At 60.5% G+C, this 22,277-nt stretch carries 20 protein-coding genes and 2 pseudogenes; 11 read left to right on the forward strand and 11 right to left on the reverse strand.

The genetic code is table 11. The annotated features are described in order from the left end of the window. Positions 1-40: 40 nt before the first annotated feature. Positions 41-1,333: an ABC transporter substrate-binding protein gene (locus NKJ46_RS24100; protein WP_352492813.1), complete on the reverse strand. Its 1,293-nt coding sequence runs from the start codon at positions 1,331-1,333 to the stop codon at positions 41-43. Between the two features lie 328 nt (positions 1,334-1,661). Here NKJ46_RS24100 and NKJ46_RS24105 point away from each other — a divergent pair, with 328 nt between their 5' ends. The 7 genes from NKJ46_RS24105 to NKJ46_RS24135 are packed head-to-tail and all read left to right on the forward strand — an operon-like array spanning position 1,662 to position 7,924. Then, entirely contained in the window at positions 1,662-2,927 is a 1,266-nt protein-coding gene (locus NKJ46_RS24105) for an extracellular solute-binding protein (protein WP_352492814.1), read from the forward strand. A 27-nt stretch (positions 2,928-2,954) separates the two neighbouring features. Beyond that, on the forward strand, positions 2,955-3,887 hold the full coding sequence (locus NKJ46_RS24110; protein WP_352492815.1) for a carbohydrate ABC transporter permease: 933 nt from the start codon (positions 2,955-2,957) through the stop codon (positions 3,885-3,887). A gap of 2 nt (positions 3,888-3,889) precedes the next feature. Beyond that, the gene (locus NKJ46_RS24115; protein ID WP_352549465.1) at positions 3,890-4,723 is read left to right on the forward strand and encodes a carbohydrate ABC transporter permease; all 834 of its coding nucleotides are present in this window, start codon (positions 3,890-3,892) and stop codon (positions 4,721-4,723) included. Beyond that, complete coding sequence (locus NKJ46_RS24120) at positions 4,720-5,457, forward strand: PIG-L deacetylase family protein (RefSeq protein ID WP_352668160.1); 738 nt, start codon at positions 4,720-4,722, stop codon at positions 5,455-5,457. The genes NKJ46_RS24115 and NKJ46_RS24120 overlap by 4 nt, the downstream gene beginning before the upstream one ends. Next, entirely contained in the window at positions 5,454-6,329 is an 876-nt protein-coding gene (locus tag NKJ46_RS24125; protein ID WP_352668162.1) for an ROK family protein, read from the forward strand. Before NKJ46_RS24120 ends, NKJ46_RS24125 begins: the two co-directional genes overlap by 4 nt. After that, complete coding sequence (locus NKJ46_RS24130; protein ID WP_352492818.1) at positions 6,326-7,096, forward strand: GntR family transcriptional regulator; 771 nt, start codon at positions 6,326-6,328, stop codon at positions 7,094-7,096. Before NKJ46_RS24125 ends, NKJ46_RS24130 begins: the two co-directional genes overlap by 4 nt. A gap of 36 nt (positions 7,097-7,132) precedes the next feature. Then, positions 7,133-7,924, forward strand: a complete 792-nt coding sequence (locus NKJ46_RS24135; RefSeq protein WP_352492819.1) for a sugar isomerase domain-containing protein — start codon at positions 7,133-7,135, stop codon at positions 7,922-7,924. Between the two features lie 24 nt (positions 7,925-7,948). Here the strand turns inward: NKJ46_RS24135 and NKJ46_RS24140 are convergent, their stop codons facing one another. The 3 genes from NKJ46_RS24140 to NKJ46_RS24150 all read right to left on the reverse strand — a co-directional run bounded on the left by NKJ46_RS24140 (position 7,949) and on the right by NKJ46_RS24150 (position 9,440). Next, complete coding sequence (locus NKJ46_RS24140; protein WP_352492833.1) at positions 7,949-8,512, reverse strand: IS5 family transposase; 564 nt, start codon at positions 8,510-8,512, stop codon at positions 7,949-7,951. Positions 8,513-8,766: 254 nt separating this feature from the next. After that, entirely contained in the window at positions 8,767-9,195 is a 429-nt protein-coding gene (locus NKJ46_RS24145; RefSeq protein ID WP_352451707.1) for a type II toxin-antitoxin system VapC family toxin, read from the reverse strand. Next, positions 9,195-9,440 (reverse strand): type II toxin-antitoxin system VapB family antitoxin, encoded by a 246-nt coding sequence (locus tag NKJ46_RS24150; RefSeq protein WP_352492820.1) that lies wholly within the window; start codon positions 9,438-9,440, stop codon positions 9,195-9,197. Before NKJ46_RS24150 ends, NKJ46_RS24145 begins: the two co-directional genes overlap by 1 nt. A gap of 479 nt (positions 9,441-9,919) precedes the next feature. Here NKJ46_RS24150 and NKJ46_RS24155 point away from each other — a divergent pair, with 479 nt between their 5' ends. Next, a complete protein-coding gene (locus NKJ46_RS24155; protein WP_352492821.1) occupies positions 9,920-10,066 on the forward strand; it encodes a hypothetical protein in 147 nt (48 codons plus the stop codon). 222 nt (positions 10,067-10,288) lie between these two features. On the opposite strand, the gene NKJ46_RS24160 is transcribed toward NKJ46_RS24155, so the two are convergent. The 3 genes from NKJ46_RS24160 to NKJ46_RS24170 are packed head-to-tail and all read right to left on the reverse strand — an operon-like array spanning position 10,289 to position 14,322. After that, positions 10,289-12,214, reverse strand: coding sequence for a CHASE2 domain-containing protein (locus NKJ46_RS24160; RefSeq protein ID WP_352492822.1), 1,926 nt, complete (start codon positions 12,212-12,214; stop codon positions 10,289-10,291). Between the two features lie 15 nt (positions 12,215-12,229). Next, on the reverse strand, positions 12,230-13,054 hold the full coding sequence (locus NKJ46_RS24165; RefSeq protein ID WP_352492823.1) for a FecR family protein: 825 nt from the start codon (positions 13,052-13,054) through the stop codon (positions 12,230-12,232). Next, a complete protein-coding gene (locus NKJ46_RS24170; RefSeq protein WP_352668166.1) occupies positions 13,051-14,322 on the reverse strand; it encodes a tetratricopeptide repeat protein in 1,272 nt (423 codons plus the stop codon). The genes NKJ46_RS24165 and NKJ46_RS24170 overlap by 4 nt, the downstream gene beginning before the upstream one ends. A 72-nt stretch (positions 14,323-14,394) precedes the next feature. Here NKJ46_RS24170 and NKJ46_RS24175 point away from each other — a divergent pair, with 72 nt between their 5' ends. Beyond that, on the forward strand, positions 14,395-14,538 hold the full coding sequence (locus tag NKJ46_RS24175) for a hypothetical protein (protein ID WP_352492825.1): 144 nt from the start codon (positions 14,395-14,397) through the stop codon (positions 14,536-14,538). A 273-nt stretch (positions 14,539-14,811) separates the two neighbouring features. Here the strand turns inward: NKJ46_RS24175 and NKJ46_RS24180 are convergent, their stop codons facing one another. Then, positions 14,812-15,999, reverse strand: a complete 1,188-nt coding sequence (locus tag NKJ46_RS24180; protein ID WP_352492826.1) for a magnesium transporter — start codon at positions 15,997-15,999, stop codon at positions 14,812-14,814. 444 nt (positions 16,000-16,443) lie between these two features. Here NKJ46_RS24180 and NKJ46_RS24185 point away from each other — a divergent pair. Continuing rightward, positions 16,444-17,010, forward strand: a pseudogene (locus NKJ46_RS24185) (sugar phosphate isomerase/epimerase family protein); the annotation flags it as partial. Positions 17,011-17,453: 443 nt separating this feature from the next. On the opposite strand, the gene NKJ46_RS24190 reads toward NKJ46_RS24185, so the two are convergent. Then, positions 17,454-17,702 (reverse strand): helix-turn-helix transcriptional regulator, encoded by a 249-nt coding sequence (locus tag NKJ46_RS24190; protein WP_352492827.1) that lies wholly within the window; start codon positions 17,700-17,702, stop codon positions 17,454-17,456. 150 nt (positions 17,703-17,852) lie between these two features. Between NKJ46_RS24190 and NKJ46_RS24195 the strand changes: the two genes are divergently transcribed. Further along, entirely contained in the window at positions 17,853-18,560 is a 708-nt protein-coding gene (locus tag NKJ46_RS24195) for a hypothetical protein (RefSeq protein WP_352668168.1), read from the forward strand. A gap of 287 nt (positions 18,561-18,847) precedes the next feature. On the opposite strand, the gene NKJ46_RS24200 is transcribed toward NKJ46_RS24195, so the two are convergent. Further along, a complete protein-coding gene (locus NKJ46_RS24200) occupies positions 18,848-21,322 on the reverse strand; it encodes an autotransporter outer membrane beta-barrel domain-containing protein (protein ID WP_352492829.1) in 2,475 nt (824 codons plus the stop codon). An 868-nt stretch (positions 21,323-22,190) separates the two neighbouring features. After that, a pseudogene (locus NKJ46_RS34840) lies at positions 22,191-22,277 on the reverse strand (SIS domain-containing protein); the annotation flags it as partial.

Below are 22,277 nucleotides of genomic sequence, written 5' to 3' on the forward strand. Positions count from 1 at the left end.
TATGCTTCCAAAGCGTCGGGCTCTCGAAACAGCGCCTTCGCTATTTGGCGGCACGCTCCAGGATCGAGACGGCATCGGCCTGCGCGTTCGCCTGCGCATCCTTGGCCGAGACCTGCCCATACTGCAACGCCTCGAGCGTCTGCTGCAGCGATTCGCTGAACTCCTGGCCTCCCGGGACGACAGGGAAGGGCTTGGCGTCGGCAAGCACGCTGACATAGCCGGACAGGAACTCGGAGCCGAGCTTGTCCTTATGGGCCTCGATATCGGAGGTCCGCGTCGGCAGGATGCCCATCGACATCAGAATATCCGACATTGCCGAGGCGCCGTCCTTGCCGGACTTTGGACTGTTCAGCCATGCCAGGAAATCCCAAGCCGCTTTTTGCTCGGGCTGACCGGCATTAGCGTTGACGACGGTCATCCATGAATAGGAGATCGAGTGCGGCTTGTCGCCGCTCGGACCGACCGGGATGGGTGCGGTAGCGATATTGGAGAACTTGTCGCCCATGCCGCTCTTCAGTGCGCTTTCCCACCAGTTGGCCATGATGATCATGCCGGTCTTGCTGGAGACGAAATTGTCGAGGAAGGGGCCGGTGGTGTTGGCGTCGGCCGTAGCCATCGCCGGATCGCTGGCGCCGGATTTGATCAGGTCTTCGTAGAGCTGGAAAGTCTCACCGGCTTGAGGACTGTCGAGCATCGGTTTGCCGTCTTTGACCAGTTCGCCGCCATTGGAGACCAGCAGCGAGGCGAAGGGATGGACTACGCCCGCCGCCCAGGAATTGATCATGCCGAAACCTTGCTGGCCGGCATCTTTCCTGGTCAGCTTCTGGGCGGCATCCTTCAATTCGGACCAGGTCTTCGGCGCGGCCGCAATGCCTGCCTGCTTGAACAGCTCCTTGTTGTAGTTCAGCGCATAGACGTCGATCTCGTTCGGAATGCCGTAAAGCGTGCCACCAACGGAGGCCGCGCTGACGACACCGGCCGGCCATGCGCTCTTGACCTCGCCGGCAACCGCATCGGGGGCGGGCGCGACCAGCTTGTCCCGCGCCAGTTCGGGCAGCCACAAATCATAGATGCCGCCGATCGTCGGCCCATCGGAACTGCCGCCCTGCGAACGAAGCGTCGTCAGGAGATCGCCGAAGGGTACGGCGCGAATGGTGACGGTCACACCCGGATTGGTTCTGGCGTAGTCCTTGGCCGCGGCGTCCAGTAAGGCAACAGTCTCCGGCGACCAGTGGGTCAGATAGGAGATATTGACCGACTGGGCCCAGCCAATGGTGGGCGATGCCAACAACCCTGCAGCCAGTGCCAGTTTCGAAATCCAAGCCAAAGACATCCGGATCCTCCGCGTAGCCGCACAGTGATGTAAATGACGTTATGACAACTTGAAGCAATGATGCAAGGACTATCTTCATCGAGAGCTCCAGCCGGTGCTGCGGACGATTTCTTACTCCAGTTTGTAAGATGCGATATTCCGCTTTGAAAAACAGGTAATTAGCGGAAATAGTTGAGCAGTTTCTCCCTGCCGGCCAGTGCTTGGACATATCGCAAGGCTCTTGCGATCGAAGTCATGTCGTTATAATGACATGAGAAAAGCTATGACTGCCTTGCGGCTTTTGAACCGCCGTGGGGATGACAATATCGACAAGAATGGGAGACTGAGCATGCTTTCAATTCATCGACGCGCCACACTCGGCCTGATCGGCGGGTTTGCCGCAGTCTGCACTGGGGTCTTCACCGCACTGCCGGCCAAGGCCGACGACACCGTGACCCTGTGGAGCTGGCGCACCGAGGACGAGGCTGCGATGCGCCGCATCTTCGACGCCTTCGAGGCCAAGACTCCCGGCATTAAGGTCAACATCCAGTTCACCCCCGACGCCGACTACCAGAACCGGCTGAGTACGGCGCTGCGTGGCGGCCGCGGGCCTGATATCGCTCAGCTCAAGGCTTACGGCGAACTGCAACCATTCATCGAGGGTGGCTATCTCGACCCGCTCGACGACAGCGTGCCGGAGCTGAAGAACATGCCCGATAGCGCGCTGGGCGGCGCTCGTGGCCGTGCCGACGGCAAGACCTATGGCGTGCCCTATTCGGTGCCGATGATGGGCGTCTTCTACAATCAAGATATCTTCGCCGCCCAGGGCATCGACATTCCCAAGACCTACAAAGATTTCGTCGCCGCCTGCGAGAAGCTGAAAGGGGCGGGGATGACGCCAATAGCCGCCGGCGGTGCCAACGGCTCCGCCTGGGCGCTGGAGATCGGCGTCGGTGTTGTCGGGCCGACCATCTATGGCCCGGGCTTCTACGACGAAATGATGAGCGGCAAGGCGACCTTCGAGGATCCGCGCTACGTGGCTGCCCTGAAACGCTATGCCGACTTGAAGCCGTATTTCTCCGACGGCTTTGCCGGGGTCGATTACACCACCTCGACACAGCAATTCATCGGCGGCAAGGCGGCCATGTTTTTCGGCGGCTCGTTCGAGAACGGCAGCTTCAAGGCGCAGAACCCGAAGCTGAAATTCTCGATCTTCCCGTTCCCCGCCGACGATCCTGCCACCAAGCTCTACACCTCGGCCTTTTCAGACGGCTCCTATGGTCTGGTCTCTGAAAGCACCAACAAGGAGGCAGCGATCAAGGTGCTCAACTTCATGGCTTCGGCCGAGTTCGCGCAGCTCTTCGCCGACGAGTTGGGCTGGCCGCCGGCCCGTACCGACGTCAGCGTGAAGGACCCGGTACTCGCCACGATGATGGAGATGTCGAAGAATTCCACACCCTATCTGACGCTTGTCGGCTTCCGCTGGCAGACGCCTACGGCCTCCTCGATCCTGCAGTCCGAGATCATCGACATGGTCGAAGGCAACATCACGCCGCAGAAGCTGGCGGCGGACATGCAGGCCGCCGTCAGCAGCTGGTTCAAGCCGAAGCAGTAGGCCGTCACACCCTGCGCGAAACAGCACATGATCGCCCGTCGCCGCAAAAGCAGCCTTCAGCGCACCCAGCAGCGCATGGCCGTGCTGTTCATCGTGCCGGCACTGGCCGTTTATGCGCTGTTTGTCCTTTATCCGCTGCTGATGTCGCTGTGGGGCAGCTTCTTCGTCTGGAGGGGCCTGCGCATGCTGGAGTTCGCCGGCCTGTCGAATTTTACCCGCCTGTTCGTTTTTCCGAGCGGTGGGCGGCTCTACGGAGCGCTCTGGCACAACGTCGCCTGGTTCTTCGGCATCATGCTGTTCCAGAACGGCCTTGGTCTGCTGTTGGCCTGGCTGCTGTTCCTGCGCGCCAAAGGGGCGGCCTTCTTCCAGTCGGTCTTCTTCTTCCCGGCAGTGCTGAGCCCGGTCATCGTCGGCGCCCTGTGGCGGCTGCTGCTGGCGCCCGGCGGCACCATCGAATGGATGCTCAACGGCCTTGGCCTGCATCAAGGCAGCCTGACGGTTCTCGGCAACAGCCACACGGCACTCGTGATGCTGATCGCCGTCGACGCCTGGAACTGGATGGGCCTGCCGGTGCTGATCTACACCGCCGGCCTCAGGCAGATTTCGTCCCAGATATTCGAGGCTGCCAGGCTGGATGGCGCCGGCAGCGGCCGCATGCTGGCCTCGGTTGCCCTGCCTTTGCTGATGCCGGCCGTCGGCACGTTGACGACGCTGTCGTTCATCAACACCTTCAACCAGTTCGACATCGTCTATGTCATGCAAGGCGTGCAGGGCAATCCGAGCTATTCCACAGACACGCTGGTGACCTATTTCTACCGGCTCGCTTTCGGCGCCGAAGGCGCGGTCGGTATCACCGATATAGGCCTGGCGCTTGCGCTGGGAACGCTGCTGTTTCTCATCCTCAGCATCGGCACGCTTGTGATGCTGCGCTTCTTCGACCGCCGCACGGTGCAACTGTGAATATGCTCGCCATCCCTCGACAGCTTGCTCGGCTGCCCGGCTGGACGGCGCTGGTCCTGTGGACCGCAGCGGTGCTGCTGCCGCTCTATATTCTCGTCGTCTCCTGTTTCAAGACCACGGCGGAGATCTACGACAACAGGCTCGGCCTGCCGCAAAGCTTTGCCTTCGACAATTTCGTTGCGGCCTGGACGCGCGCCGATCTCGGCCAGAATTTCATCAACAGCCTGATCGTCACCGGCGGTGCGGTGATCCTGACGATTATCGTGTCGGCAATGGCCGCCTATCCGCTGAGCCGCTATCGGCTGGGCTGGAACGGTATCATGCTCGGCCTGTTCCTGTCCGGCATCATGCTGCCGATCCGGCTTGCCTCGGTGGAGCTGTTCACGCTGATGCGCAACCTTGGCCTGCTTGATTCGCTGATCGGCCTGATCCTTGTCTATTCGGCCATCCGCATTCCCTTCGCCGTCTTCATCTTCGCAAATTTCATGCGGGTACTGCCGTCCGAGCTCGACGAGGCTGCGCGCATGGATGGGGCCGGCGAGGCGCGCATTCTGTTCCAGATCGTGCTGCCAATGGTGAAGCCAGCCGTATCGATCGTCGCCATCTTCACCGCTATCGCCGTGTGGAACGACTTCTTCTTCCCGCTGATCTTCATCTTCGACGACCGCTACAAGACCGTGCCGCTGGCGATCAGCGTGTTTGTCGGCCAGTTCCGCACGGATTGGGGCCTCGTGTTCGCCTCGCTTGCCATCTCCATGGCGCCCATCCTGATCATGTACTGTCTGCTTGCCCGCCAGATTCGCGAGGGCGTCGGCTCCGGGGGAGGCGCGAAATGATCGAGGACAAGGTCTATGCCGCACGCTCGATTCTGGTCGTCGGGGCGCATGCCTTCGATGCCGAGGTGATTGCCGGTCCACTGGCGGCGGCGGCGGTGCAAGGCGGTGCCGAAGTCACCTTCCTGCATCTCAGCATGGGCGAGCAGGGCCATCCAAGCCTCGCCCCCGAGTACTATTGCGTCCAGAAGCAGGAGGAGGCCGCAAAGGCCGCAGCCAGGCTCGGCGTTGCCATGCGCAGTCTCGGGCTGCACGACGCCTTCCTGCCCTGCGACGACGAGACGGCGCTCAAGGTTTGCGATGTTGTGCGCGAGTTGAAGCCGCAAATCGTCATCACTCACTGGCATGGCAGCTGGCACAAGGACCATCGCGCCGCGGCCCGACTGACACAGACCGGTATTTTTTTGGCGGCATTGCCGACGCTGAAGCGCGACCATGCTGCACACACACCGCAACTGCTGCTGTTCGGCGAAAACTGGGAGGACGACGAAGGCTTTCGCCCCGAACACCTCGTCGACGTCAGCGACGGCTTCGAGGCCTGGAGCGAGGCGGTGCGGGAATACGAACTGGCACGCGGCCTGAGCAGTTTCCCCTACGTCGATTATTACAGTGCGCTTTATCGGCTTCGCGGCTGCCTGCGCGGCACGCGCTACGCGCAGGGTTTTGCGGCGGCCTCGCAGTCCTGGCAAGCCGGCAGTGGCCTGTTCGCGCCGGCCAATCGGAGCGGCTCTCGATGACACGCATTCTGGCTATCGATCTTGGCGGCACCAATTTGCGCGCCGCAATCCATAGCGGCGATGTTCGCTGGCTGGAGATGCTGAGCCGCGAGCCTGCGCCGACAAGCCTGGATGCCTTCGTCGCCCGTATCGGTGCCTTGCGCGCCGAGGCCGGTCCGGTCGACGCCCTCGGGCTTGCGGTGCCCGGACTTGTCGAGGGCTCGGTCTGCCGCTGGATTCCGAACCTGCCCTATCTCGACGGCATCGACATCGCGGCCTTGTTTCCTCGTCTGCGCGTTGCCGTTGCCAATGACGCACAGATCGCCATGCTGGCCGAAGCGATCGAAGGTGCCGCAAAGGGCCTGTCCGATGCCATCCTGCTGGCGATCGGCACCGGCATCTGCTCCGCCGTTCTGGCCAATAATCGCATCGTTGCCGGCGCATGTGGCGGCGCCTGCTCATTCGGCTGGGCCTGCGCCGACATCGAGGATGAAGGCGAGGACCGTAGCGGCTGGCTGGAGCGCTTCGCTTCCGGGCGTGCGTTCGACGCCGCGGCGCGCCAGATCGGGTTGGCCAATGGCGGCAGGTTGGTCGAGGCCGCCCGGGCTGGCAAGACGGCCGCACTTGACGCGTTGGAGCTGCCGGCGCGCCGGCTGGGCACTGCCCTTGCGGGTGCGGTCGCGCTGCTTGATCCGCAGGCGATCCTGATTTCCGGCGGGCTTGCTGATGCGCTGGACGTGATAGGGCCGCCGCTGCTTGCGGCATTGCGGCGTCAGTTGCCGCCGCATCTGCGCGACGTCGTTCTGCGGTCCGGCGAATTCGGCTCCCGCGCCGGTCTCGTCGGCGCCTCGCTGGCCGGTCTCGCCGGAGCACAGTGGAGGCAGATAAGATGAGCGAGCCGAGCTTTCAGCAACCCGACCGCCGAAGGCCCGAGCCGCTCTGGTATCAGGTGGAAGAGGCCATCCGCGCCATCGTCAAGAGCGGCGAGTGGGCGACCGGCGACCAGATTCCGGCCGAAGACAGATTATGCGCCCTGTTCGGGGTGAGCCGTATCACGCTGCGCCACGCTCTGCGCAATCTTGAGGAGCACGGGCTGCTCAGGCGCGAACATGGCCGTGGCACCTTCATGCGCTCCACTACGCTGGTCGCCGGCACCCGCGAACTGACCAGCTTCACCCAGGAAATGGGCAATATGGGCGTGGTCGCCGGCTCTCGCTTGCTCGACTGCAGCCTGACCACTGCCAATGTCGCCGCGGCCGGAGCGCTGGAGATCGAGGAGGGCGACCCGGTGGTGCGCATCCGGCGGCTCAGGCTCGGGAACAACGAGCCGATCGGCATCCAGACGGCGCAGCTCTCGGCCGCGCGCGTGCCCGGCTTTCTCGATGCCGGCCTGCTGCAGGGCTCGCTCTACGAAGCACTGGAACGCCATTACGGCATCGTGCCGGTCGCAGCGCGCGAAAACTACCGTGTCGGCGCTGTCGGGGCGGCGGATGCCGAGTTGCTCGATCTGCCTGCGGGGAGCCCCGCTTTCGTGGTCGAGCGCATCACCACCGACGAGCGCGGCCCGTTCGAATTCACCGTCTCGGTGATGCGTGGCGACCGCTACGAAATCCGCTCGACGCTGCGTGCCGGTCGCGCCGCGCCAACCGCAAGAAGCTGAGCCATACCCAAGCCGACCCATAACAGGAGTACCGACGTGTCCGATCTTTACATACCCCGCCTTGCCGCCCTCATCGAACAGGCCTCGAAAGCCAATGCCGAAGCCTTTGGCGAAGGGGCCAGCCGCTTTGCCGACACGCTCGAGAGCGGCGGGTTGGTTCATCTTTACGGCTCGGGCCACTCGGTGTTGCCGGTCCAGGAAGTGTTTCCGCGCTACGGCAGCTATGTCGGCTTCAATCCGCTGACCGACCCGCGTGTCATGTGGCATAACGTGCTCGGCGCCGGCGGCGTGCGCGAACTTCTGTGGCTGGAGCGGACCGAGAAATACGCCGAGAAATTCCTCGACCACCAGCCGCTGAACAAAGGCGATTCGATCATCATCTTTGGCCACAGCGGCCGCAATTCGTCCGGCATCGACACCGCGCTTTATGCGAAAAAACGCGGCATCTTCGTCGTTGCGATAACTAGCAAGAACAATCTCGACAAGCCGGCGACGCACTCTTCCGGCAAACGGCTTGCCGATGCCGCCGACCTTGTCATCGACACCTGCTCGCCGATCGAGGATGCCATCGTGCCGGTCGAGGGCTGGAGCCGGCCGGTCTCCGGTTCGTCGACCGTGCTTGCCATGATCCTGGCGCATGAGCTGATCGCCCGCACCGCCGAGGCGCTTTCGAAACGCGGCATCGAACTGCCGGTTTTTGCCTCGCCGACAATTGCCGGCGTCACACTGCACGACACCGACGTCATCTATGGCGTCTATCGCGAGAAAATGCTCGAGGCGCAGAAGAAGCACCTGCCGACGTTCCAGGCGACCATGCGCGGCGAATGACAACCGGGCAGGGCACGCAAAACGCTAGGACGTAGACTCATCACCGCGTAGCCAGATGCGAGTTGACACGAGTTTCAGGGCAGCAAGGTAGTTTTCTGCCAGCTTGTCATATCGAGTTGCGATGCGACGGAACTGCTTGGCCTTGTTGAAGAACGTTCGACGAGGTTGCGGGCCTTGTAGAGAAAGGGGCTGAAGCACATCGGGTCCTTGCGGTTGGCCTTGGGCGGGATGTTGGCCCATGCGCTCGGTGACGGCATTGCGCAAGGCGTTGGCATCATAGCCCTTGTCGGCGAGCAGCATGGCACCCTCGGGCAAATCCTTGATCAAGTCCGCTGCGTAGGCGATGTCACTCATTTGACCCGCCGTGAGCGTCAGCTTGATCGGCCTGCCTTCGGCGTCGACAAGAGCATGGATTTTGGTCGTCAGCCCGCATCGGGAACGACCGAGACAATAATCTCGATCCCCCTTTTTGCTGTCGCGCCTTGCTGATGGACGCGAACAATGGAGGTATCGATCATCTGCACCGTTGCATCGTGGGCTTTGGTGATGCCATGCATGAGGCGGTCCCACACACCTGCTTTCCGCCATCGAACGAAGCGATTGTAGCAGGTGGTGCGTGGGCCGTATCGCCCCCTGGAAGATCGCGGCATAGCGCACCCGATCGCAGCACCCAGAAGATGCCGTCTGCCCGCTGTGCCTGGACGGTGATCGTGCCGAAGAAAACCAGTGCTGCAGCGAACGTTCCTCGTAATATTGCGTTTAACCATGAAAGACGACGATTCGCCCAAAGCATGCAAAAGGGCCCATCGGCTCTCGCGCCGCGATGCAAGGCCAGGAAAGCCTTACGCCAGATCAGTTTGTGAAAAGTCATTGCCCTTGTAAAGCAGGGCAAGCCGGTGAGCCTTCGCGCAAGCGTAGGCAAAACAATCGCCGAAATTGAGATCGGCTTTGTGCCCGACTGCTTTGCCGTATTTCATGCTGGCTTCGATCGCCCGGTCGCCGATGTCGCCGGATATCATGATTTCCTTGCCGGCGATCTCGATCAAAAAGGCGTCGACGGTATCACGGGCTTGCGCCAGCATGTCGGCCGTGGGCTTGGCGTTCTTTTTGATGGCTTCGGCCGATGCTCGCGCGAGACCCTGGACTGCCTCGAACCGGACGAGCGGGGAGATATACAGCGGCTTGGTCGCGGCCGCGAGCCGCTTTTCCAGTTCTTCCGCGCCAGGTTCCTCGTTCAGGATGGCAACGATCACCGAGGCATCGACGAACATTAGTCGTCGCTCCACATTTGGTCGGTGAATTTCTTCATATCGAAATCAGAGTTGGCCGGCCCGATCCGCCGCGCCATTTCCTTGACTTTGGCAAGTCTCTCGCGCAGCGGGACGCTGCCGCGGTTGCGCTCGATCTCATGGCGCAAGGCGGTTCTGACGGCCTCGGTCTTGCTGCGCGCGTTGGTAATGTGCTGTAGCTCGACGGCCATGGCGTCGACGTCGGGATCGCGAATGAAGAGCGGCATTTTGTATATCCTCATGAGTGATATATGTATATCATACCGGAGATATACTCGCCAGCGAATTCGCGAGCGGCGGTTTTGATAAGGAGGGGATGGAGGAATGCAGCTCGCGAAAATCCGTGGGGAGGTTCGGTTCTGGTGGTCAGTCCTTGGAATTGCTCGGCGTCTGAAACACGTCCGGCCATGTCATTGTCAACGCCCACATGCCCAAGGCGTATCGACGCTACGTGCGCCGACGCATGCGCATCCCAACATCCGCGGCGACCGATTGATGTCGATAGACCGCCCACGCGCCCGACGAGGCCAGCGCCAGCTGAATCGATTGCGTCAGGTTAATAACGGCCATAATCCCGGCCCAGCGAACTCTCTCGTTAGGGCAGCTCGGGAGTGCTACGGCTGGATGCTCTTGGGAACATCCCGAAATAAACAATCTGTACCACGCGCGGCCTCCACATGATGGCGCCGGCGAACTCAACGAAGCCGTGCTGCCATTCGTGGTGACCTGGATAACACGGCCTATCTTCTCGCTCGAAAATTCGGCGGCCTCGACAATCATTGCCTGGGTTACCTCGACCGATCCCTTCGCCGTCTATCCGCGTCTCATCGGCTATCGCGCTGATCCGGATTGACAGCCACCCGCAATTAAAGGGCCGTCTGATGACACCTAGGCCTCCCCAGCAGTATTAGTTCACAAAGCAGGTCGGCACCCCTGCGATCCGCTGGATCCGGTCAGCGTGTGCTTCGAGTTCGGGGTGCAAGATCAGGCGGTGCCATTTGCACGGATGGCGGCGAACCAACCACCACGGCAGGGGCGCCAGATTGCTCACCACGTTGGCTCTCTACTTCGCGGCTCATACTTTGGTGAGCAGCTTGCAGAGCTCCGGAATGGTGAAAACCGGCACCTCGCCCTTGAAACCCTGGAGCTCAAAGGCGCCCGCCTGGACGACCGGCATCGATGCTCCTGCCGCAAAGCCGGGACCAAGCACCAGGGGGATGCCCAGCTTCTTGGTCGTCGACTCGAGGCGTGCCGTGCGGTTCACCGGCGAGCCGATCGCGGTGTAGTCGAAGCGCCGTTCGGAGCCGAAATTGCCCACCGAACAGATGCCGGTCTCGATGGCGATGCCGATTTGAATGGAGGGGTGGCCATCCCCGGTAAAGGCGGCGTCCTCGCGCTTCACCCGTTCGATCAGGGCAAGGCCCGCGTCGAGCGCGCGCTCGCGATGATCCGGCTGATCAAGCGGCGCGTTCCAGAAGGCGAGCACCGCATCGCCCATGAACTTGTCGATGGTGCCGTCGCGCTTGAGGATCTCATCGGTCGCAATGCCGAGGAAGTGGTTGACCACCTTTGCGATTTCCTGGGTATCGAGTTGTTCGCTCATCGTCGTGAAGCCGCGTATGTCGCTGAGCAGGATGGTGATCTCGCGCTTCTCGCCCGACAGGATCGCTTCGGTGTCCGAACTTGCGAGGCGCTGCACCACTGAAGGCGACAGATACTGGGAGAACTGCCGTGCCAGGGTGGACCGGCGCTGCTCGCTGCGCCTGTAGAGGACATAGCCTTCGAAGCTGGCTACCAGGATCGTCGCAAGCGCCGGCTGCAGCGGGTCATAGAGTTTACCCTGCATACTGTATTCAAGAGCGCCGAACACGAACGGCGTGGCTGCCACCAGCGCGAGAGCCAGGGCACCAAGCACGACACGCCCGGCGAGCACTCCGGAAAGCGCGATGAAGATGACGGCACTGAGGACAAACCAGAGCCGCTCCAACATGCGCGCATGCGTTGGCTCTGCTAGGTAGCGCCCGGCAAGCAATTGGCCGATTGCATCGGCGTGGATGTCGGCGCCTGGTCGCGCTGGACGCGTCGGGGTAGGCAGGTACTGCGTCAGTCCCACCGCCGACAGATCGACAATGGCGATGGCGTCCCGCAGCCGCGGGTCACTGCCGCCCGAAAGGATAGTGCTGGCAGATATGCGCGGCGTATCCGTTGCGGTTTCCCAGAGGCGGATACTCCCCTCCGGCTCGAGCGGCACGATGGCGCCAGCCATCCTGAGTGCGTCAAACCCGGCGGCATTCATCCGGGCTATGTAGCCGTCCTGTCCGGCGTAAAGGCGCAGGAGCTCGAGCGCGAAGGACGGCCACAGCTGCACGCCTTGAGCGGTATTGCGAAGCCAAAGCAGCGGCACATGGCGCAGTACGCCGTCGGGATCGGGCAAGGTGCGGATTACGCCGAGGCCCGCGGCGGCGTTGGAGAATTCGGCAAGCGAGCCGGTCAGGCCGGTGAAGCCCGGAAGTGTGTCAGGTACTTGCCCAACGATCGACCAGCCGGATTTGGGCTCTGCTTCTGAAACCGTCGCCTCGTTGCCCAGGCTGACGGCAAGCGCCGTTCGATTTTTCGCCAGTGCCGCCGCCAGGCGCTTGTCTCCGGCGATGCCCTCAGGCGAGGTGTCGGCCTCGGGCAGCACCAGCGCAAGCCCGATGACCGCGGCGCCGGATTTGGTGATGCCATCGACCAGATCGGCCAAGAGGCCACGGTTCCAGGGCCATCGCCCATGTCCCTTGAGGCTGGCGTCGTCTATCGAGACGATCACGACAGGATTGCTCGTCGCTTGGCGCGGAGCGAGAAACTGGTAGAAGTCGTAGGTGCGTTCGCGCAGGCGCGACAGCGGCCCGTCGAAAGCTAAATGGCAAGCGAGTAGCAGGAGCACCACCACAAGACCGGATATTTTGCGCCTGGCAGCGTGCCGCCAATCAGCCCAGTGCCAACCGACCAAGAGGCTCATGTCGTTCCGGCGGGCTTAATTGCAGTCGTAGCAGCAACCCTCACCCTCACAACCACCCTCATCCACGCCACCACCCACAGGCGGCGTTGGCGTGTCGGGGAACTCCATGACCACCCCTGGCAATGCGCCGTCGGTGGAGTCGCAGACTTTGAGCGAACCGCCGAGTGCCGACGCACAAAGCGCGCTTACGTCCAGCCCCGGACCCGGTGCACCTGGAAGGCCGGTGCCGGCTATCCGGTCGATGCTGTCCAATATCGGGAAGGTGTCGATTCCGCCGTAGCCGGTCAGCAGCTTGCCATCTTCCGATGTGCAGGCGAAGCCCGGGTTTGTGATGACCAGCCGTTTGCCATTGATCGTGCAGGTCATGCGGCCTGCGCGCAGTATGCCCACGGTCTGGCCATCTGCCACCAGCACTTCGATGATGCCGCCTCTGGCCCCGAGCACCATGTGCGGCGTCGCAACCTGCATGACGCCGCCTTTTGAAACCTGGCCGCCATAAAAACGGGCCAGGCCGCTGTTCATCCCGATGTCGATCTTTCCCGATCCGGAGCCCGGATTGTAGACGAATTCATCGATCGTCAGGCTGGTGTTCGGACCAATCTTGGCGCTCGATTCGTCCCGGAACACCAGCATTCCAAGACCGGTGGGATCGCTGCGCAGCTGGTCGCCGAGCTCGACGCCGGCACCGACGTCCATTGTCCCACCGTTGTTGCGGACGATGTTGGTCTGGTAGGCCGTCATCGACCCGATCGTTTCAGCCGCGGAAGGTGCCGTGAAGGCAAGGCAGCCGATAAAAATGGCGATCTGACGGTACGGGGTCCTCATCGCGGCCTCTTTCAATTGAGCGTTAACGTGTAGCTCATGAGCATTTCGAACGATTTTCGGTCGCGGTTGGCGATGTCGAAGTTGGTTTCGCGATAGGCGAGATCGACGCTGATCTTCTGCGCCTCCGTAAGCTGAAAATCGCTTTCCGAGGCAATGCGCCAGAAGTCGCTCTTGATACTTGTGCCGATGCCGACGGACAGATCGGGAGCGTCGCTATGGCCGGCCGAGAAGGCGACCTGGTGGGACCATGCGAAAAGATCCGGTACGTTCATCAACAGGCCGCCATAGCGAACCTCGCCCGTGTAGCTGCGGCCGATTTCAGATCCGGAGGCGAAGTCATTCGAACCGACAAAGCGCAGTCCGAGCGCCTGGCCATTGCGGAAGCGGTAGCTGCCGCCTGCCTCATAGAAAACCCTGCTATCGGCGAAAATGCCTTGCGAGGCGCTTAGATCGATGTAGCCGCCACCGGCGAAGAGCGTCGTCTCGACCGTCGGACGCACAAGAAAGCGCCCACTGACGCCGATGCCGGTTTCCTGGATATCGCTGTCGAAACGATCCGTAACTGTGAAGACGGAAAGCAGCAGGCGCAGCGAATCGATCCCACTATTGGGCAGTCCCTTGTCCCAGGTAATCGCGGCGTTGCCGTGGATGAAGGTCTCCTTGCCACCTGGAACCGACAGGTCTTCCGTGAAAAAGCGCTGTGTCGCCATCAACGACCCCGAAAGGACGAGGGCGTCGGCGCTTGGCGTGCCGAGGTCCCACCGGACAAAGCCTTCCGCCCGCCCATAGGGCGAGACGAAGCTGTCGTCGTCCTGCGCCCCGCCGGGCTCAAAATCGGTAAATGCGCTGAACACGCCGCCGGTCAGGGCGAGTTCCCAGGTGACGCCGCGCAACGCGCGATCGATGCGGGCGAGCAGGCGAGCAGCTTCCTGCTGCTCACTTGCCGTCAGGCCGCCGACTTCGATGCCGTACTGCACTTGCCGGCGGGCCAATTCATAGGAGCCGACATGATAGTACAACCGGCTGGCCGCCAGCCGGGCGCGCGCATCGCGGGGATACTTGATCAGATACTGCTCGATTGAGGAGATCGCCTGATCGTATTGTCCCGCGTTGACGGCAACTGTGACGAACTGGGCGAGCGTTCCGTTGTCGGCCGGACTGGCGATGCGGGCCGAAAACGCATCGCCATAGGCCGTAAAAAGACCTTGTGCGCCGGCCGGCAATACGCCGGTACAAAGCAGCGCCGCGGCGCAGCCGAAGATCGTTGGAAACGAAGATTGCATGCCGAGAACCCACCCCAAACCCGACTAGTGCCAAGGACTTAGCACGACCACAAGAAAAAAGGCGACTGAACTTTGACGAAATCATCCGAGTTTTCAACAGCTGTTGCAGCCGCGCAACAAACCATCGAGGTTATTCGTATTGCGGCTGCGCTGCTTGGAGAAAATTATCTCACCGTTGCAGGAACAAGTGAAGTATTCGGCACGATAGGCAACTAACTCGAATCATCGCCAGTCGTGGATCGCACAGCCGGAAAGATTAACATTGTTTGCGCGATTCTGCGCGTATCTGGTCACTGAATGAGCCATCAAGGTCACCCATGGCTCATCCAAAGGTCTTCCGGGGCACTGCGCAAGCGATCGGAGAGCTGCCGCGAGGTGCTTCTCACCACGTCTACGCGAGGCGGCACGGCTCTTGCTGTTTCGTTGAACGCGACGAGGTCAGCTTATAGGAACCCATCTCCCCATGGATGCGTCACCGGAAGCGCCTTGCTACAGCACGAGCATGGTGGCCAGCCCCAGCATCAGGCCCATGCCTACGATATCGGTCACGGTGGTGAGAAAGATCGCCGAAGCGACCGCCGGATCGGCGCCGACCCGGCGTAGGCCCAGCGGGATCAGCACGCCGGAGACTCCCGACATGAGGCACGATCCGGACATGGCGAGCAGGATCACAAGTGCCAGCATGGGCGCCTGGGCCGCCGACTCCGGTTGCCGCGAGGCGTAGAACCACATCGCCGCAGCCGCCACAAGCCCGACGAGCACGCCGTTGGCGATCCCGAGCGCGCCCTCCCTCATCACCAAATGCAGCTTCGGTCGTTTGTCCACATCGCCCAGGGCAAGGCCACGCAGCGTCATAGCCAGTGCCTGGCAGCCGGTGTTTCCGCTCTGCCCGGCCAAGACCGGGAGGAACGCTGCCAGGGCGACGATCTTCTCGATCGTGCCTGTGAACGAACTGACCACGAAAGCGGCCATGAAGGCCGTCAGCAGGTTCAGTTGCAGCCACGGATGACGCTTCAGGAAGGCTGAAAACAGCGGCGTAAAAGAACGCTCCTCCTTCTGGACACCCACCATCTGACCAGACTGGGCGGAAATCTCGATGATTTGCTGCTCGAACAGCCGCCAGCCGCGAACCTGTCCGAGCAGCCGGTTCTCTGCGTCGACAACGGGATAGACAGGGTAGTGACGCCGTACCGCCGCCCTGCATGCGTCGCTCAAAGACAGATCGACGTTAAGGGCGAACGGCCTGGGCAGCATGATCTGATCGACCGTCGCGTCCGGTTCGCTCAGCATCAGATCGCGCAGGACCACCAGGCCAACCAACTTATCGCCCCCCTCCATGACGTAGAGATAAGTGAGCTCGGTCGGCACGTGGGTGCGTCTGACGGCCTCCACAGCGGCGGCTACCGTCGTGCCGACAGGAACGCTGGCGGGAACCGGGTCCATCAGCTCGACGAGCGACTCGGGGATGGCGAGGTCCTTGCCACCGGCATCAGGCTTGACAGGCCGCATATGCGGCGGCAAATGCTCCGCCACCTTGCGGGCGTGCCTGTCCGGCAACAATTTTAGTGTGTCCCGGATGAACTCGGGAGACTCTCGGGTAAGCAATTCAGCCGCGTCATCAGGTGCTCGAGCACGCAGCGTGCGCACCAACTTTTGAACGTCGTTCTCTTCTTTCATCTGCCGCCGCCCCCAATTGCTAGTGTCTTGCTTCTGACAGTATGACACGGATCGGATCGCTCTGTCTGGCGCGCAGTGGCCCAAGCGCCTCGATCCCGAATTCTTCGCCTCTCTGGCGCCGAGTGGACCGAACCCAGACTGATCTGAGCCGTTGCCGCGTACATAAAGGCGGGCTGTAACGTCTGCGTGTCGCCGGATTTTAACGTGTTGCGAACTTCATCGGTCTTTTGCGCTTTGCGAGCACGCCGCACCAATGAAACTTAAACCCGGAAATTCTGCAGAGGCAGGGTCTCCGGCGTTCGAATTGATTGCCTAATGCGGCGCGTCTTGCCAGTTTCACCAGCTCAGAAGGTGCTCTTGAGAGCTTGCAGGTCCGGGGGCAGGGGGTATGGTTTCAGAGACTCGAGGTCGTTGCGGTCCGATCCGAGTTAATGTCGGCATTTTCGTTCCGATCAGGTTTTGGATCGTGTCGGTGCCGAGGAACGCGAACGCGAAGCCTTGTTCGAGCTCACTGAGTTCAGGATGCCTATGGCGTGCGCTTCGCCTTCGAGAATCCCTTCGCCATGGAACCGGGTCAGTGCCGGCAGAGGCCCGCCGAGGTGGCGCAAACGGTAAAGGCGGTCGGCCATCTCAACCTGGTGGCGCTCATTCGATTTCAGTCACGCTTATATTGAATCGACCCATCGCGGGCCTGAACGTCCGCGACCAATTGCGGGCCATGGCGCCGGTGAACGGCACCTGCATGTCCATGATTCCATCGCGCACTCCGCAGGGTCTCCATCGAACCTACCTCCCGCATGAGAATGCAGCGCTAGGTCTCTGCGCTCGCACTTAGTCCTCGCTGGGGCGATATCGAATGGGATGACATCTTCAGTGAGCTGGTCTTCTTGCCGGAGACCGTTCTCATCATGGAAATCGGACCCCGTTATCGCAATGAGCAGTCCGGCAGCCTAGCCCGGCAAAAACCTCGTTAGCTTGAACAATTGCACTGAGCGCGGAGCGGCGGAGTAGAGGTCGAGTATGCGCCGGCGTGGTGCTGCCAATGTCGGCCAGAGCTGCCGACATCGCTGGCAGCGAGTCGTTTGTATTGGCCAGATGGTTCTGAGGTTCTGACGCGACTTGCCCATCCTGTTTCCGATGAGATTGTGACAGGACGAAATCAGCCGTGCCGGTCTGTCATACACTGGCGGGCATGTGGTATGCCGGCATTTAGTGGTCGAGGGGGAAGGGCCGGAAACGTGCCAATCACCTAGGCGTTGGCCAGCAGGGACTTGGCTATCCTGCACGGTGCAATCGCATCTTTGTCCACCAGTTCGTTTTCGCGTTCTGTGGAGCGGAAAAAAGAGAAAGGGGGCACTTCTCTCGCAAAATGTTCGCGAAAATGGGCTCTATGCAACAGTCGTTTGCAAGAGATTCGCCGTCGCTTGATTCAAATGCGGCGTTCGCCGCAATGGTCATCCGTTGTTGGATCGTCTGGCAAGCCGTACGCCAGGCCCGCTGCCATTCTCTGGGATGAATTCGACGCCAGCGGCCTCGAGGGCACTGCGTATTGCATCAAGGTTGTTCCGATGTGGAATGCGCGCCCCGCGTTCGAAATCAACGATGGTTGCTCTGGAGACGCCAGCAGCGGCCGCAAGTTCGCCCTGGCTCCAACCGAGCATCGCCCTGGCTCCCCTACATTGTTCCACGGAAATTAGGCTCATCGGCTGAAGTCAGTCTTTTTGGTTGACTTTCGCCCGGGAAATCAGGCTAAATGGAAGACGCTAGACAAACGCAAACGCTAGGACGGCTGAGCAGGTGTTGCTGCACCTGCCCAGCCTGACCACAACCCAAGCTTCTGAGGAGCTCGGATCATGGCTGATTCCGACAATATCACGACGCCGCCCGACGTCACCCGCAGACGAGTACTTGCAGGAACCGTGGTGGCTAGCACGGCATGGGCGCTACAAGGTAGCGCATCCGCAAGCGACGCCGGAAGTACGAATCTGCGTTCTGACTCTACGCTGGGCCTATGGCAGAAATGGAAGGAAGCTCACAAGCTCACCGAGCGGCTTTGCCGCAGACAGCAGCGCTTGGAAAAGCAACTCATCAAGAGCGTCGGCTTTCCCTGCGTGACCGTCCGCCTACCCAAGGGTGAGGAGGTGACGGTCCATTCTAACGAGGCGCTCAAGGATATACTTGGCAAAGAGCCATATACAGCGGCTCTTCGTAAGAAGGCCGAAGCTGCACTAGCGGCACATCAGGCACGCTGGAATGCGGCTGCCGAGGAAACCGGTTACACTGCAGCGCTGATGGCTGAACGCCAGGCTGGAGAGCGGGTGCAGGATCTGCTGCAGACTTTCTCAAGGACTGCCGCCACGACTCTCGCCGGTGTGGCAGGTAAGCTCGATGTCGTCTTGCGAGAGGGCGAAAGCGAGGAGGAGCGCTCCGAGTTCCCTTGGCCGCAAATCCGCTCGGCGCTCAGCGATCTGGTGCACATCGCCGAAAATGTTGGTGCTGATGGGTGCGGCGTCGAGGTAGTCGGCATGACTAAGTCGAAAAATCTCCGCGATGTCCGATGACCGCTAATAGGACGAGGTTGAACTGCCCGCCGCGTATTGCGATCTTATCGCGTATGCTGAATTGCTCTTGCGAGGCCGGAGAGACCGGCACTGATCTGGCAAAGCTGATAGGCCGATACTCGCAGTGATAATCCTGAAGGGCGCTCACCGCTGCGTTTTCTCGCTCACCTTGTTGAAAGGACCCGCCTGCTTTGGGGAAGCACAGGCCAAAAGCATCCAACTTGGAACTCCGGTGCTTGAACAGAGACGGAACGGCGGACGGGCGCGAAGTCCGCCGTTGCGGGTCTTCAGATCACAAGGAATGAACCTGCCGTAAACGACAGACCTGGAGAGAGCGTGGCGAACTGTATTTGAGATGCGCCGCCGATCCCGTCACTGTCGAAAGAGAGCGCTCCGGTTGAGCTGTTGTAGATAATATGGTCGGAGCTGTCATGCGCGGCCGTGCCAGCAAAGAAAGCATCGGATGAAAGGCCACCCAATTTGAGCCCCGCGAAAACGGCGTCGTCGAGCTGGATCTTGTCCTGGAGCTTGTCGAAGTCGGTGATCCTGTCGATATTGCCGGCTCCAAGAGCGCTGTTGAACACGAAAGCATCATTGCCTCCGTTGCCGGTCAGGATGTCGGCACCGCCGCCACCGTTGATGATGTTCGCGCCGGCATTGCCCTGGATGGTCTGGGCAAAAGCGTTGCCGGTCAGGTTTATTGCAGCCGTACCGGACGGGTTGGTGGTGGTGAGAAGCTCGATCTGTGAACCTGCAGAAAGCGCATGACTCACCGAGGTGAGCACCCGGTCGGTTCCGCCGCCGGCCACCTCAACAACTTTGTCGCCGGCATTGTCGACATAGTAGGTATCATTGCCAAGATAGCCGACCATGGTGTCGGCACCGCTGCCGCCATTGATGACATTGACACCGGCATTGCCCTGGATTGTCTGCGCGAACTCATTGCCGGTGAGATTGATTGCCGTCGTTCCAGACAGCCTTGTTGTGGCGAGAATCTCGATCTCCGAGCCTGCTGAAAGGGTATGGCTCACCGCAGTGAGTACCTTGTCGGCGCCGCCCCCCAAAGCCTCGACGACCTTGTCGCTGGCATTGTCGACATAGTACGAATCATTGCCACCATGGCCGGCCATCGAGTCGGCACCGCTACCGCCATAGATGACGTTGGCGCCGCCGCCGCCAGTGAGTATATTTATCCCGGCATTGCCCACGATCGTTTGAGTGAACTCGTTGCCGGTGAGATTGATGGCCGTCGTGCCGGACCCATTGTTGGTGGCGAGGGTCTCGATCTCCGAGCTCGCCGAAAGGACGTAGCTCGCCGAAACGAGTAGCTTGTCGGCGCCACCGCCTGCCGCCTCAATCACCTGGTCGCCAGCATTGTCAACGTAGTAACTGTCGTTCCCGCCGTAACCGATCATCGTGTCGGCGCCAAGGCCGCCGTAGATAACATTGGCGCCGGCGTTGCCCTGAATGGTCTGAGCGAACTCGTTGCCATTGAGATTGATAGCCGTCGTGCCGGACGGGTTGTTGGTGGCGAGGAGTTCGATCTCCGCCCCGGTCGATAGGACATAGGTCACCGAAGCGAGCACCTTGTCGGTGCCACCGCCCACCGCCTCAATCACTTTATCGCCGGCGTTATCGACATAATACGTGTCATTGCCGCCATAGCCGGCCATCTTATCGGCGCCGCCGCCGCCGTTAATGACATTGGTGCCGGCATTGCCTTGGATCGTCTGGGCGATCGCGTTGCCAGTCAGGTTGATCGCCGTCGTGCCGGACGGGGTGTTGGTGGCGAGAAGTTCGATTTCCGATCCGGCCGCAAGCGCATGACTTACGGAGGCGAATGCTTTGTCGGTACCGCCGCCCGCCGCTTCAACCTCCTTGTCGCGGACGTCATCGACATAATAGGTGTCATTGCCGCCGTAGCCGATCATAGTGTGGCCGCCGGCCCCGTGAAACACATCGTCGCCGCTGGTGCCATACAAGGTGTCGCTTGTGTCGACGGGAGGCGGAGTGGTCCCCGTCGTTGCAAGGTTGTGTTCCCGGAAAACCGCCTGCAGTTCCGGGGAGCTTTCAAGCGCGGTGTCGCCTCGCTGCGAACCCCAGGCATATGCGTAGTCGAAGGCGGGTGACGGAACCAGCTTGGCCCAGTGGTCCATCATGATTTCCATCTGGGCGGCGGTGGGCACCACATATTTGCCACCCATGTCGGTGTTGTACTCGCCACCTCCAAACGTCTGGTAGCCTGGAACGATCTTGCTCGTCGGGATGCCCGATGCCTGAGCGGCGGCGACGAATTTGTCGATCATGTTGTAGTCGACCGGGCCATCCGTGCGGACGGGATAGACATCTATGCCGTAGTAATCGATACCCGTATTGGCGGGATTGTACGTGCCCCTAAAATCCGGATTCGCCGACGTTCCCAAGCTCATCATCGTGATGTAGGTCTTGGCGCCTGGAAAATGCTCATGGATCCAGTCGGATTCTGCCTTCAGATTTGCGGCGGAGGCGTAGGTGCCCCATTGACCGGTAGGATCCGGCTCGTCAACCAGGAAGAACCCGAATACGTTCGGATTGCCGAGAAAAGGAGTAACCTTGTCGATAAAGGATTGGGTTACCCCGTTGGCCTCGTCGAGGTAGACCAAGCCTTTCATACCGCCCGGCAGCTCGTTGACCTGGTCAACATATTGCACGCTAGCCAGATTGAATCCGGCTTTTGCAATGTCCGTGCCGGATCCGCCCGACGTGTAGTGGAGAGTCGCCATCCATAATCCCTCATTTTGATTCGATAGCGCCCCGCGGATGCCTGCCTACTAGAAGGTGTATATTAGCGCCAAATCACATACCTGCACGCCCTGATAGAATGGTTGATCGGCGGCGAGATTGTCACCACATTATAGCGAAAAATATACTTCTTAATGGCCGACATTGCGGGAAAATAAAATTGAGGCGGATGGCGCCCGCAGAATTTCCAATAGTTATTTGGGATATATTTATGATATTCCTCAGTTGCCCGGCGCAGTGAACGAATCTATCTTAAACGACAATTTAAAAGTTATGGTAGTAAAGCAAGAAAACTAATTATCATGCGAAAGCGTAAAATAATTGTCTGATCTTCTGAAGGTAAGGAGAAAAATATAATAATTTGATCGTATTTTTCTGTTATGAATATATCGGAAGGTAACTAGACGCAATACCATGTCGATCAGAAAATGGGGCAATTACTTCGCAAATTTCATTTGGCTTCATGCCAATCGGGCACCGTTACTAAGATATTAGCTGGACCATATTCTCTGCCGGCGACACGTATTTGTTGTGGACAGATACTGGGCAGGTGCGTACGCGTCCGGTGAAGACCGCAAACGTATCTGGTGGCCATGAGCACCTGAGCGCTTTGCCGACGAAGCCATGGCGTACGCAGCTGCCAGCGGAAGAGCAAATCATCGACACCAGCCCCACCGGAAACTTGGGCGACTCGTGTAGAGCAGCGTGACATCGGATTTCGGCACATACATCACAAACCGGATCGTTGGTTGGACGTGCATGATATGGAGACCGCGATCAGCGGATCGCCTCCCTAAGGGACGTTCTGGTTAATCTCCGTTCTTGTTGGCGGCAGAAACCATTGACCGATCATTCCACCGTTACCGATTTCGCCAGGTTGCGAGGCTGGTCGACGTCCGTGCCCATGAACACGGCGGTGAAGTAGGCGAGCATCTG

The sequence above is a fragment of the Mesorhizobium sp. M0166 genome (genome assembly GCF_040322255.1).
Taxonomy (GTDB): domain Bacteria; phylum Pseudomonadota; class Alphaproteobacteria; order Rhizobiales; family Rhizobiaceae; genus Mesorhizobium.